This is a genomic window from Paracidovorax wautersii, assembly GCF_900113035.1.
Taxonomy (GTDB): Bacteria; Pseudomonadota; Gammaproteobacteria; order Burkholderiales; family Burkholderiaceae_C; genus Paracidovorax; species Paracidovorax wautersii.
The window spans coordinates 93317-104994 of the sequence record NZ_FONX01000014.1 but is presented as its reverse complement, the minus strand read 5'-3'; the positions used below and the strand labels follow the sequence as shown (position 1 = coordinate 104994).

Below are 11678 nucleotides of genomic sequence, written 5' to 3'. Positions count from 1 at the left end.
CCATGCGGCGCATCCGAAGCATCCACTCATCCCGATTGCGCTCCAACGCGATCCCCTGCGAGATCGTAAACACGTTCTAAGGATGCACCGGGCGGCCATTGCGCCTTCTGGCTGCAGTCGCCCACGGTGGGCAAACCGCTGGGCGATCCGGCGGCGGCCGGCGTGGAAACCGACATCGTCGAACACCGGGCGGCCGACCAGCAAGGCCGTGATGTCAGCCATCTGGCGTCCTTCAATCTGCACTGGGATGGCTACGGCAACGACCACAAGCACATCGGCTCGCAATGGGCGGCCCCGGCGTCGCTGGACGGCAGCTGGCATGTGTATGGACTGCTCTGGACGGCGGCGGGCTATGTCTTCTATGTGGACGATCAGCCGCGTTGGCAGAGCAGCGCCGCCGTATCGGCCACCGGCCAGGACATTCGCCTGACTTGCGAGATCAAGGACCGTGGCTGGGCCGGCCCGATCGCGTCCAGCGGCTACGGCAGCCAGAGCGAGGGCCGCTATCACATGGACGTGAACTGGGTGAAGGTCTGGCAGGCGCCTGCAGCCGCACCGCAGTGACTCCCCGAGGCGGGCAGGGCGTGCCACATCGGGGTGCATGCGCGCCCCTTGATGTGGCAGACCGCATGCCATGCCGTCATCGCCCCTGAAAACCGCAGCTTCGCTCCAGCGCGGTTCATTTTTCCGAACGGCTTGCAGTGCGCTGCATGGTGCAATCGTCCATCGATTGGCGAGGCGCGCCGCTGGCCAGCAGGCCATGTGCTTTCTGCGGCGGTCCCTGCCTCGCTCCACCAGACCGACCGTTGCCATGAACTCTTCTGACATCCTCAAGCGCCTGACCGAAGCGGGTCGCCTGGACCGCTTCTATATCGACGGCCAATGGACGCTGCCGTCCGGGCGGGGCCGGGCGCCGGTGACCGACCCCTCCACGGAGCAGGTGGTGGCCGAGATCGCCATGGGCGATTCGCAGGACGTGGCGCAGGCCGTGGGCGCCGCCCGGCGCGCCTTCGCGGACTGGTCCGCCCTGGAGCCGCAGGCTCGCGGCGCCTTGCTCGATCGCCTGCATGGCCTGATCCTGGAGCGTGCCGAGGTCTTCGCCCAGATGATCTCGCTGGAAATGGGCTCGTCGATCACCGCGGCCCGCAATGCACAGGTGCCCGTCGCGGCGGAGCACATCCGCGTGGCCCGCGACCTGGCCGGCAGCTACGCCTTCGTCACGCAGCGCGACGGCACGGCCATCGTGCGCGAGGCCATCGGCGTCTGCGGCCTGATCACGCCGTGGAACTGGCCGCTCTATCAGATCACCGCCAAGGTCGGCCCGGCGCTGGCCGCGGGCTGCACCGTGGTGCTCAAGCCCAGCGAGCTGTCGCCTTTCAGCGCCCTGCTGTTCGCCGAGGCGGTGCACGACGCCGGCATTCCCGCGGGCGTATTCAATCTCGTGAGCGGCGAGGGCCCGGAAGTCGGCGCTGCGCTGGCTTCGCATCCCGAAGTGGACATGGTGTCGATCACTGGCTCCACCCGCGCCGGCGTGCTGGTGGCCCAGGCCGCGGCGCCCACGGTGAAGCGTGTGGCGCAGGAGCTGGGCGGCAAGTCGCCCAACGTCATCCTGCCCGACGCCGATCTGGCCCGTGCGGTGCCTGCCGGCGTGGCCTCGGGCATGCGCAACGTGGGGCAGTCGTGCAGCGCGCCCACGCGCATGATCGTTCCGCGCGCACGCCTGGCGGAGGTGGAGCGGATCGCGGCCGAGGCGGTGTCCGCCATCGTCGTGGGCGATCCGCGCTCCGAGCAGACCACGCACGGCCCGCTGGCCAACCGGGCGCAGTTCCGCAAGGTGCAGGAAATGATCGAGATCGGCCTGCAGGAAGGCGCCCGGCTGGTCTGCGGCGGCCTGGGCCGGCCGCAGGGGCTGGAGAGCGGCTTCTATGCGCGGCCCACGATTTTTTCGGACGTGCATTCGCGCATGCGGATCGCGCAGGAAGAGATCTTCGGCCCCGTGCTCGTGATCGTGCCCTACGACACCGTGGAAGAGGCTGTGGCGATCGCAAACGACACCATCTACGGCCTGGGCGCGCACGTGCAGGGGCAGGACCTCGCGGCAGCGCGCGCCGTGGCGCGGCGCATCCGGTCGGGGCAGGTCCACATCAACAACCCGGCCTGGAGCCCGATCGCGCCCTTTGGCGGCTACAAGCAGTCGGGCAACGGCCGTGAATACGGCGTCGAGGGGCTTCAGGAATACCTGGAGACCAAGGCCATCCTGGGCTATGGCGCTGCGGAGGCCGTATGAGCCATCCGGCGCGCGATAGCCAGCACAGTCAGTCACCGCAGCCCTTGGCTGTGGGCGCCGCTTCGCGCGTCCTCGGCGGCACTGCGTTCCACCCTCAATAAAGAGAAGCGAGAGATACCCTCCATGCGTCAACCGTTGCGTGTCCTGCAGACGTCTTCCCCCTTGCCCGCCAGCGCCGATGTCGTCGTCATCGGCGGCGGGATCATCGGCGTGTTCACCGCCTATTACCTCGCCAAGCGCGGGCTGTCGGTCGCGCTGGTCGAGAAAGGCCTGATCGGCGCCGAGCAGTCCAGCCGCAACTGGGGCTGGTGCCGCCAGCAGAACCGCGATGCCCGCGAGCTGCCCATGGCCACCAAGAGCCTGGAGCTGTGGGAGAAGTTCGCAGAGGACTCCGGCCAGGACACCGGCTTCAACCGCTGCGGGCTGTTCTATCTCAGCAACGACGAAGCCGAACTCGAGCGCTGGGCCAACTGGGGCAAGTTCGCCAAGACGGCCGGAGTGGTCACGCACATGCTGAGCGCCGAGCAGGCCACGCAGCGTGGCCTGGCGACCGGCCGCTCCTGGAAGGGCGGGGTGCTTTCGCCCACCGACGGCACGGCGGACCCAGGCAAGGCCGCGCCCGCTGCGGCGGAAGCCTTCATGCGCCTGGGCGGCACCGTGCACCAGAACTGCGCCGTGCGTGGCCTGGACCTGGAGGGCGGCCGCGTCAGCGGCGTCGTGACCGAAGCGGGCGTCATCAAGACGCGCACGGCCGTGCTCGCGGGCGGCGCCTGGGCGTCGTCCTTCTGTCGCCAGCTGGGCGTGCGTTTTCCGCTGGCCACCGTGCGCCAGTCCATCGTGCGGGTGTCGGCCATCGATGAGCGCCTGCCCGACACGCTGCATACGGCGGGCGTGTCCGTCACGCGTCGCAGCGACGGCAGCTACACCTTGGCCATCAGCGGCCGTGGCCGCGTGGATCCGACGCCGCAGCTGCTGCGCTTTTCTCCCCAGTTCATCCCCATGTTCGCCAAGCGCTGGCGCAACGTCTTTCCCGGCGGGCTGGAAGGCATGCGTTCCGGGCACGAAACCCTGCGCCGCTGGCGTCTGGACGAAGTGACCCCCATGGAGCGGGTGCGCATCCTCGACCCGAAGCCGGACCCGGCCGCCGTCAAGGAAACCCACCGCCGCGCCGTGGATCTGCTGCCGCCCTTGCGCAACGCCAGCATCGCCAACGCCTGGGCCGGCTATGTGGACAGCACGCCCGATGGCGTGCCGGGGATCGGCGAAGTCGAAGGCATTCCGGGGTTCATCCTGGCGGCAGGCTTCTCGGGCCACGGCTTCGGCATCGGCCCGGGTGCCGGGCACCTCATCGCCGATCTGGTCACGGGAGATGCGCCGCTCTTCGATCCCCGGCCCTACCAGCCCGAGCGTTTCAAGGAATCCGCCTGGGGCAAGGTCGCGGACTTCTAACTACTGCCATTGCCAGCCGGGCCATGCAAGGGCGCTTGCGTGGCGCTGCGAGCCCCGGGGCGCACAACGGGTTTTTGGGCCCTCCGTTCAGAAAAAAGCATCGAAGCTGCAAAGTTTGTCGGAGGGGCCAAAAGTTGCGCTACAATTACGCATCGGCTTTAAAGCAGCTGCCTAAAAGGCAAAAGTTAAAAAGTCGATTTTTTGAAGTGGCAAGAAAATTCATGCTATAATTCAAAGCTTAGCGGCTGTAGCTCAGCTGGATAGAGTACTTGGCTACGAACCAAGGGGTCGTGGGTTCGATTCCTGCCAGCCGCACCAAACGGTAAGCCCTGCAAGATCTTGATCTTGCAGGGCTTTTTCCGTTGTGGGGAGCGTTTTCACGCTACCCGCTCCAGAAGCCCTTGGGGGACTTTTGGGGGACTCGCACCAGCCAGGCGCGCCTGGTGCTCCGCGCGCAAGGTCGTGAGCGTCTTGTTCCACGCACCCGTATCCGCCTTGATCTTCTCCAATGCGTCGTGCAACTCTACGATCTGCGCCATGCTGTAGTGCTGGGTCACATTCTTCGTGCTGTGCCACAGCACATCCGACACGGTGCCCTCGGTCACGCCGGCTTCACGCAGGCGCATGCCCAACGTGTGCCGCAGGTCGTGGACGTGTAGATCGCTCAGGCCTGCCGCCTTGCGTGCGTTCTGCCAGCCCGTGTTGTTCATCGTGCCGATCGGGCGGTAGGCCATAGCTGGCTCCTCATCCAGCTTGGACACACGCTCCCGTCGGTACACGAACACGAAATCGGGGTGCTGGCCGCGTGCGGCTTCTATCACCGATTGGGCCACGCTGTTGCACACGATCAGCCGGTTCTTGCGCCGACCTTTGACGTGGGCACGGGGCACGTCGAACACAGACACGCCCAGCTCCGGCACCGGGATCTCCCACTCCCAACGCAGGCTGCACACCACGTCGTCGCGCACGCCCGTGTTCAGAACGAACAGGGCCATGCGCGCCAGGTGATCGGGCAACTGCGGCAGCAGCTGGCGCTGCTCGGCCCAGCTGATGGGCCGCGGCTCGCGCTGGTGGCCGACCAGGGGCAGCATGGTGATCTTCGGCGGGTGCTGCAGCCACGTGCGGCCATCTTCATCGCGCCAAGCCGAGGCGGCCAGATTGAGAATCCGGCGCACCACGCCCAGGGCGAGGTTGATGGTCTTGTTCGCGCGGCCCTCGCCCTTGCGCGCGGCAACGTAGGGCGCAAGGCTCGCGTCGTGGATCTGCGGCAAGGTGAGGTGGCCGATGAAGGGCATGATGGACTGCAGCAAGTACGCCTCGGTGACGATGGAGGCCTTGTCCCGGTGCGTCATCAGGTAATGCGCGGCGGCAGCGTCAAACAGCCGCTCGGCGCGCACCCCGTGGAGCACTACCTCGCGCTTGTCCGAAAGCTGCTTGATGAGCCAGCGCTCGGCCTCTTCGTAACTTGTGAGACCACGCTGGCGAAATCGAGTGCCTTTCCAGTACTTGTCGACTTCCCAGGTTCCGTTTTTGCCGGCGTAGATGCCGGGTGTTTTTTGGCCCATGTGTTCCTTCCTTCCTTGTTGGCGGGCCGTCCGTTCCAGGGCGCATTCTGCGCTTGCGGCGCCTGACCGTCGTTGGCCGCATCCTCCGCCGGCTGCTGGCCAGCGGCGGCGGTCTTCATTTCATCGAACAGGCGATCGAGGTCGAGGCGGTCGTAGATCAGGCTGACGCCCTGCTGCATGCCTGTGAGCCGCGGCGCCCAGTGGGCCTCCCACGTTCGCCGCTTGACCCCAACGTAGGCCATGGCTTCTTGCTGCGAGAGGCCGCGCTTCATGATGGAAACTCGTCGTGTGTGCGTCCGTCGAGCAGGCGGCCGGCAGTTTTCTTTCCGGGCCGGATCAAGCCGCGGTAACGGACGCCATCTGCCATGTCTTCGGAGTCGCCGACGAAGTGGCCGTCCAGGCTGATAAAGCCGGCATGCTTGCCAAGTTCCTGCTCGAACTCGGGATCACCTTCGTGCGCCACCAGGGGCGCGGCCGCGCCGGTGTCAACCTCTGTCCACTCGCCCCACTGCTTGAGCAGGAAGGGCACACCGGCCGCGGCGCACTGGTCGCGCAGGCTGCGGGCCCAGTCCGGGTGCATCGGCCGTGCGCCGGGGCCGCTCTCGCCGCCGACGATGACCCAGTGCAGTCCGGGTAGCAGGTCTTCCCCGGTCGGCTCGTGCATTCCCGTCCTTAGGTCTTGCCACGCAGACGGAAGCTCCAGACGATCCTCTGCAATCTTCTCGCGGAATAGCTGATCGGTGTAAGGCGACGCCAAGTCCACCGCACCAAGCAGTGGCTCCATCGAAAGGAAGCGCACGCGCGCCGGCACGGCCAGCAGCTTCGGGATGTTGCGGTCGGCCTCTTCCTGATTGACCACAGTCGCGCCCATCCAGATGTCCGGTGGTACGTGGTCGCCATTGAGCCAGCACACGATCCAGCTGGACAGCAGAGGGTTGAGCATCACCTCGCTGCTGTATTCCAGCGCCTCCGCCAGTCGCCGCTCCACCAGGCCGATGCGCTTGGTGAGCAGCAGCTTGTCGAGGTGAGGCGTCAGGCGGCAGAGGTCAAGGAACTCGGCGAACCAAGCGATAGGTACCGCGTTGTCGAAGATATCGGCGAGGCTCGCGCAAAAGACGCGCTGGCGCCGGCCGTGCAGCGCGTGGAAGGCCTCATGTGCGGCGTTCCAAGTACGCATGGCCTTCCACGTGGCTGCGCCAGTACGGTGGCGCGGCGCATGCACGCCCCAGGTTTCCACGCCCTTGGCGCGCAGCACGCGTACCGGCGTGCTTTCCTCCGCGTAGCAGTGCAGACAGGCCGGCGACACTTTTTGGCAGCCGATCCACGGATTGAAGGTGTGGTCGCACCACTCGATTTTCGTGTTGGCGCTCATGATGGAATGGCCTCCTTCGGCACGTTGAAGAAGCCGAGCCGGCCCTTCCAGGGCACGAAGGGCATGGGGCGGCTTTCGCGCAGCACGAAGCCGTAGACCGGATCGCCGGAAGGGTTCTCGATCTTCCAGCGCGAGGGGTGCGAGGTCACGCAGTCCACTACACGCGTCCAGCCGACGAAGCCGCCGCGCTGCAGGTCTTCGTAGGCCGGCATGTCGGCTGGCAGCAGGCCCGAGAGATCCAGTTCGCCCACGGTGGAGTCGTAGTAGCGGCGGGACATGGTGACGCCGGCATGCACCAGCAACTGGCCCCGGAAGTTCGTGGGCCAGTCGCGGTTCTCGATGTCCTTGTAGTCGTTGACGATGAGCCAGGCCCAGGGCTGTCGGATGCTGAGGGCTGGGATCATGTGGTGCTCCCTGTCGTGAGGTCGGCGGGGTTGACGATGCGCAGATGGCCACCGCCCTGGCTCTGTGTGCGGGCGATGACGCGCTGGGTGGCGCTGTGCAGCTCGGCGGCGGTCAACTGCCGCAGCTGGTGGTCGTGCAGGTCGAGGGCGCTGGTGATGGCGTCCATCTCGTACCAGTGCAGGGCCGTCGGTCGCCAGGTGCCCGATGCTTCGGCGCGGGCGGCGATGCTGACCAGGGCCACGATGGCGGCCTCGAAGTGGCCGCGCATCCCTTGCAACGGGCCGTGCTTCTCGATCTCCAGGGCGATGTCCATCGTGCTGCGCAGCACCTGGACCTGCAGCTCGGTGGCCACGCCCTCGCGCAGGCGGGTGGCGCAGATCTGCACGGCATCCATCGTTTCCCGGATCTCTGGTTCGGTGAGGCGGGTGTGGCGCAATTGAGCCTTGCGCATCAAGTCAAGGGCGGGCGTGCGGTGCTGCCGAGGTGGTGGCGGGCGGAAGCGTGGGAGGCCCATCACGCACCGCCTTCCTTGCTGAATGCGGCCATGGAGGCGGCTTCTCGGGCTGCAGACTTGTCGAAGGCATCCTTCGGATAGCACAGCAGTTCACCGGCCAGTGCTGGGTCGATGGCGTGCACCACGCGGCCCAGTGCGCTTTTGAACGTACTGCTGTCGTCGAAGTAGATCGCCGAGACAGCAGCGTGCAGCGCGTGTGCAATGCGCGCATCCTCCTCTGCTTGCGCCTCCCCACCTGATGCGGGGGGTGCGAGTCCGGACAGGACCCGGTCTGCTTTTACCGGGCCGCTTTCAATGATGCGATCATCCGGGCCGTCGGGCAGGGCGTCGAAGTAGTCAAGAATCGCGTCTCGTGCAGCGGCTTCTTCTTTGTGGAAGATGACATGGCTGGAGCCATCTTGACCCGACTCGCCCCAGTCAGCGACGGCGCGATCCACGATGCGAGCCAGCTCTACCAGTTTGGAGAGCACCTCGCGTTGAAGCGAGCTCGGCGCCCCCTCTTGCACGGTGGTTTGCAGCGCTTCCAGCAGCAGCATCGCATGCTGCAGCATCAGCTCGGCGCTGTAGTCGCCGCTTGCGATCTTGGCCTTGATTTCAGCCAGCGTGTAAGGCTCTGCAATGTGCCCGGCGGCCACGCAGCTCGCTTGCACGGTGGTGGGGGAGGCCTGCTGCGGGCATGGCTGCAGGTAAATCGGTTCTGCCCACTCATGACCATCATCTAGCGGGTCGAGGTGTTGGCACTGAGGCGTCTGGCTGGTCGCCACATAGGCAGTGGTGGCCTGGATCTCGTCATGAGACGGGCCCAGCAGTTCCTCGGGGTCGCCCCCGAAGTAGCGGACCACTTGGCGCCATGCATCGTCCAGGGGGCGACGATGCACGTTTTCCAGCGGCCGGCGACTCACCTCTATGTGCCAGCGGTTCACAGCCCAGGTCAATCCATTCGTGCGTCGAGCTTCGCTGGCTTGCTCTAGCGTGGTGCGGCTCATCAGCGTCTCGATCACCTTTAGGGCGCTCATCAGCGCTGGGCGTTCGGCCCCGGCGGCGTATTCAAAGCGCATTCCAAGGGTCTGTGCGCACATGGCCTCCAGCGCGGCGCCGCGCGACCTACTCCAGCCCGGCAGCAGATAGATGCTGGAGCACGTGGATAGGCGGCCGAGGTCGTAGTGCAGGTAGTCGGCCCATTCCGCGCCCTCCACGATGCCATGTTCCGCTGGGTTGACCACCGCCAGGCCCCGCGCCCGCAGATCTGCGGCTGCCGCGTGAAAAGCCGGGAAATTCAGTTCGGGCAGATCAGTCATGGGGCCTGCGACATAGATGCGCCCTTCGCGCGTGCCGGCCAGTTGCACGCCTGCCGCATGAGGCGCGGCTGCGGCCAGCACCAGGCGCACTGTGTCGCGGTCATACTGCCGGCCGTCGCCCTTCCAGCGCTCGGCACGACCGGGCTGACAGAGCGCGTCGATCTCCGTGTCGCCCCACACTTGGTTGGCAGTCGCTGCGCGGGCGGCAGCAGCGTCGAGCGCAGCGCTCAAGCGCTTGTTCTCTTCATGCAGACGCTTCATCTCGCGCCCGGCCGCCTCCACGTCGCCCAGTCGCATCTTGTACCAAGCGCCTTCGGTGAGCCATGCCGCCAGGCGCAGCGTTTCAGGCACATGTGTTGCTTTGCTGGGCGCCGGAGGGATGCAACCGTGCTGGCTGCAGTGCTGGACGGTTTCGCAGTGGTCGCAGATCTTGTGGGTCATGGCTGGGTCTCCGATGCAGTGGGGGCTTGGGCGGCGGCGGGGCGCTTGGCCCATTGCCGGCAGGAGTGCTGGGGCGGCAGGTACGTCCAGCGCATGCCGTGGGCGCAGGGGTGCATGCCGTGCTGGTTCATGGGCGCGGTGTCGTGGCGCAGCCAGTGCTGGCAACTCGCGCAGGTGTTCCGGGCGCTGGGCATCACACGGCCTCCAGCTCGGTGTAGTCGGCGACAAGCTCAATGGGCTTCGCTTCACTGCCTGGGAAGGGCCAGGGGTCTGGGAGAGTGACCATCCAGTGGCGCTGGCCGGACGCCCGTACTACGGTCGCTTCGCACCCTTTGCTGGAAACCAGGGCACCGCCCGCGCCTTTGATGTCGGTCTTGATCCTGACCTTCTGGCCGGGCTCGAACGCGTTCGGCGAGGCCGTCTCAGCGGTGGCCATGGCTTGCGCGATGGCGGCCTGAGCCTCGGCCTTGCTGGTCTTGGGCTTGAGCGTGGGCTTGGCCTTGTCCTGCGGCTGGGCGGCGTGGGCGCGCTCGGCGGCCTCGGCCTTCATGTCGGCCTGCACCTGGGCCTGGATGGCTTTGACGTCCACCTGGGCCACGGGCGCGGTGGCGTCGATGTGCAGGGCTTCATCCACCGGCCGTTCGTACAGCGGCATGTCGTCGGTGCCGCTGGCCAGCATCATCAGCACCATGTGCTGGATGCGCTGGGACTGGCCCGCGACCGATGCCACGGCGGCCTGGAGCGTGTCGGTGGAGAAGCCCGGGGACAGCTGGAACGCGCGGCGCACGGTTTCATCGTCCGTCTCGTTCGCCATGGTCAGGATCACCCGGTAGGCGACCTGGCGCGGCAGTTCGTCCAGTGCCTCTGGCTCGGCCACCACGCGCAGGCCTTCGATGATCTGGTCGATGGCGGCGCGGCGCCAGCGGCGCTGGTACTGTTCGGACAGCTCTGCCGCCGTCGGCCCCTTGTCTGCGTCCTTGGCGGCTGCCTTGCCCTTCGCGGGGCTCGCCGCCTCGGGCGCCTTGCCCTTGCTCTCCAGCGCAGCGCCGGCCGCGCGCGTGGGGATGGCCTCCACCATGCTGCCGCTGGGCGTTTCGATCAGCACGATCTTCTCTTCAGGCACATCGCTGCCCAGCAGCTGGCGCAGGGGCGCGGATTCGCCCTTGCGGGGCTTGTCCAGCAAGATGTAGCCATCCGGCGCCCCGGCGTCTGTGGGCATGATCTCGCGCGCTTCGCGGCCGGTGATGACCTTGCGGCCCTTCTTGCGGGCCGTTTCCGCCAGACGCTCGAAGTGGGCTTCTTTCTTCTGGCCGAAGCAGACGACATCGGTGCAGACGTCCGCACTGCCCTTGGCGAACAATTCCGGCTCGAAGCCCGTGCGTCGCGGGCACTGCATGCAGGCGCCGGCCTTGGGTGAAAGCTCGGCATCGTCCAGGCGGAACGGCGCGGTGGCCAGGTCGGTCTGGTAGTGGCGGTTCGCCAAGTCTTTCGCGCTGCGGTAGCTGAGCGGCCCACCGTCCGGGCCGGTGGTGAGCACGCGCCGGGTGAACTCGGTCTGCAGTGCCGGCGTGGGGCGTTGGGCTACCAGCAGAGCCACGCTGCGGCTGAGCGTGCCCGCCTGCAGCCCTGCGATGGCCTCGGGGCACAGCTGCAGCAGGCGCTGGGCTTCGTACACATGCGTGAGGCTCAGGCCCAGCGAGTCTGCGGCGTCCTGGCGGGTGTAGCCGTGCTTGTTGACCAGTTCCTCGATGCCTCGGGCTTCATCCAGCGGCGTGAGGGTTTCGCGCTGGATGTTTTCCTGCATCTGCATGACCAGGGCCGTGGCGTCATCGGCGCCAACCTCGCGGTAAGGCACGGCGCGCAGTCCTGCGATGCTGGCGGCTCGCCAACGGCGCTCGCCCGCGATGATTTCATGCGTGGCGTGGCGCGTTGCCGGGTCTTCGAACGTGTCTTGCAGACGCGATGCCGGCAGGCGTCGAACCAGCAGCGGCTGCAGCACGCCCACCAGCTTGATGCCGGCGGCCAGCAGTTGCAGCAGCTCGGGGTCGAAGGTCTTGCGGTTGCTCTGGCTGGGCACCAGGCGGTCGAGGTCGAGCATGGGCTCGGCCGGGGCGACCTCCTGCGGCGTTGGGTCGGATTCACGCTGGATGACGGTGAACGCGTCGAGCGTGAGGTTGATGACGCGGTCGTTGACTTCGACTTGGTACTGCCTGCCGCTCGGCGTGCGGCCCAGGATCTTGCCCATCTGGCCCGCCTCGGGCAGCGGCTGGCCCTTGGGGGTGGTGGCGTCGTCGTTGATGCGGATGTGCCGCTTGATCAGCGGGTCGGTCTTCTTGGCGGCCATGTG

General features: G+C 66.9%; 9 protein-coding genes, 1 tRNA gene and 1 pseudogene. 4 read left to right on the top strand and 7 right to left on the bottom strand.

Annotation, left to right across the window (positions count from 1 at the left end; all coding sequences use genetic code 11):
* Window positions 1-93 precede the first annotated feature (93 nt).
* The 4 genes and pseudogenes from BM070_RS18380 to BM070_RS18365 form a co-directional block, all read left to right on the top strand.
* Window positions 94-564, top strand: a pseudogene (locus BM070_RS18380) (glycoside hydrolase family 16 protein); the annotation flags it as partial.
* 247 nt (window positions 565-811) lie between these two features.
* A complete protein-coding gene (locus BM070_RS18375) occupies window positions 812-2287 on the top strand; it encodes an aldehyde dehydrogenase family protein (RefSeq protein ID WP_092940798.1) in 1476 nt (491 codons plus the stop codon).
* Between the two features lie 123 nt (window positions 2288-2410).
* Complete coding sequence (locus BM070_RS18370) at window positions 2411-3736, top strand: NAD(P)/FAD-dependent oxidoreductase (RefSeq protein WP_092940797.1); 1326 nt, start codon at window positions 2411-2413, stop codon at window positions 3734-3736.
* Window positions 3737-3977: 241 nt separating this feature from the next.
* Window positions 3978-4054, top strand: a tRNA-Arg gene (locus tag BM070_RS18365).
* A 59-nt stretch (window positions 4055-4113) separates the two neighbouring features.
* Here BM070_RS18365 and BM070_RS18360 read toward each other — a convergent pair.
* The 7 genes from BM070_RS18360 to BM070_RS18335 all read right to left on the bottom strand — a co-directional run bounded on the left by BM070_RS18360 (window position 4114) and on the right by BM070_RS18335 (window position 11675).
* The gene (locus BM070_RS18360; protein ID WP_092940796.1) at window positions 4114-5301 is read right to left on the bottom strand and encodes a tyrosine-type recombinase/integrase; all 1188 of its coding nucleotides are present in this window, start codon (window positions 5299-5301) and stop codon (window positions 4114-4116) included.
* A 268-nt stretch (window positions 5302-5569) separates the two neighbouring features.
* The gene (locus BM070_RS18355) at window positions 5570-6673 is read right to left on the bottom strand and encodes a phage Gp37/Gp68 family protein (protein WP_092940795.1); all 1104 of its coding nucleotides are present in this window, start codon (window positions 6671-6673) and stop codon (window positions 5570-5572) included.
* Complete coding sequence (locus BM070_RS18350; protein WP_245785292.1) at window positions 6670-7077, bottom strand: ASCH domain-containing protein; 408 nt, start codon at window positions 7075-7077, stop codon at window positions 6670-6672. Before BM070_RS18350 ends, BM070_RS18355 begins: the two co-directional genes overlap by 4 nt.
* On the bottom strand, window positions 7074-7532 hold the full coding sequence (locus tag BM070_RS18345; RefSeq protein WP_175518545.1) for a hypothetical protein: 459 nt from the start codon (window positions 7530-7532) through the stop codon (window positions 7074-7076). The genes BM070_RS18350 and BM070_RS18345 overlap by 4 nt, the downstream gene beginning before the upstream one ends.
* Before the next feature lie 59 nt (window positions 7533-7591).
* The gene (locus BM070_RS18340) at window positions 7592-9331 is read right to left on the bottom strand and encodes a DUF4406 domain-containing protein (protein WP_245785291.1); all 1740 of its coding nucleotides are present in this window, start codon (window positions 9329-9331) and stop codon (window positions 7592-7594) included.
* On the bottom strand, window positions 9328-9525 hold the full coding sequence (locus BM070_RS24415; RefSeq protein WP_139222877.1) for a hypothetical protein: 198 nt from the start codon (window positions 9523-9525) through the stop codon (window positions 9328-9330). The genes BM070_RS18340 and BM070_RS24415 overlap by 4 nt, the downstream gene beginning before the upstream one ends.
* Window positions 9525-11675 (bottom strand): ParB/RepB/Spo0J family partition protein, encoded by a 2151-nt coding sequence (locus BM070_RS18335; RefSeq protein ID WP_092940793.1) that lies wholly within the window; start codon window positions 11673-11675, stop codon window positions 9525-9527. The genes BM070_RS24415 and BM070_RS18335 overlap by 1 nt, the downstream gene beginning before the upstream one ends.
* Between the last annotated feature and the right edge of the window lie 3 nt (window positions 11676-11678).

Bases quoted from the DNA above. Each gene is read 5' to 3' on its own strand.
- BM070_RS18370 (WP_092940797.1), top strand. From the start codon at position 2,411: ATGCGTCAACCGTTGCGTGTCCTGCAGACGTCTTCCCCCTTGCCCGCC.
- BM070_RS18335 (WP_092940793.1), bottom strand. From the start codon at position 11,675: ATGGCCGCCAAGAAGACCGACCCGCTGATCAAGCGGCACATCCGCATC.
- BM070_RS18360 (WP_092940796.1), bottom strand. From the start codon at position 5,301: ATGGGCCAAAAAACACCCGGCATCTACGCCGGCAAAAACGGAACCTGG.
- BM070_RS24415 (WP_139222877.1), bottom strand. From the start codon at position 9,525: ATGCCCAGCGCCCGGAACACCTGCGCGAGTTGCCAGCACTGGCTGCGC.
- BM070_RS18355 (WP_092940795.1), bottom strand. From the start codon at position 6,673: ATGAGCGCCAACACGAAAATCGAGTGGTGCGACCACACCTTCAATCCG.
- BM070_RS18375 (WP_092940798.1), top strand. From the start codon at position 812: ATGAACTCTTCTGACATCCTCAAGCGCCTGACCGAAGCGGGTCGCCTG.
- BM070_RS18350 (WP_245785292.1), bottom strand. From the start codon at position 7,077: ATGATCCCAGCCCTCAGCATCCGACAGCCCTGGGCCTGGCTCATCGTC.
- BM070_RS18340 (WP_245785291.1), bottom strand. From the start codon at position 9,331: ATGACCCACAAGATCTGCGACCACTGCGAAACCGTCCAGCACTGCAGC.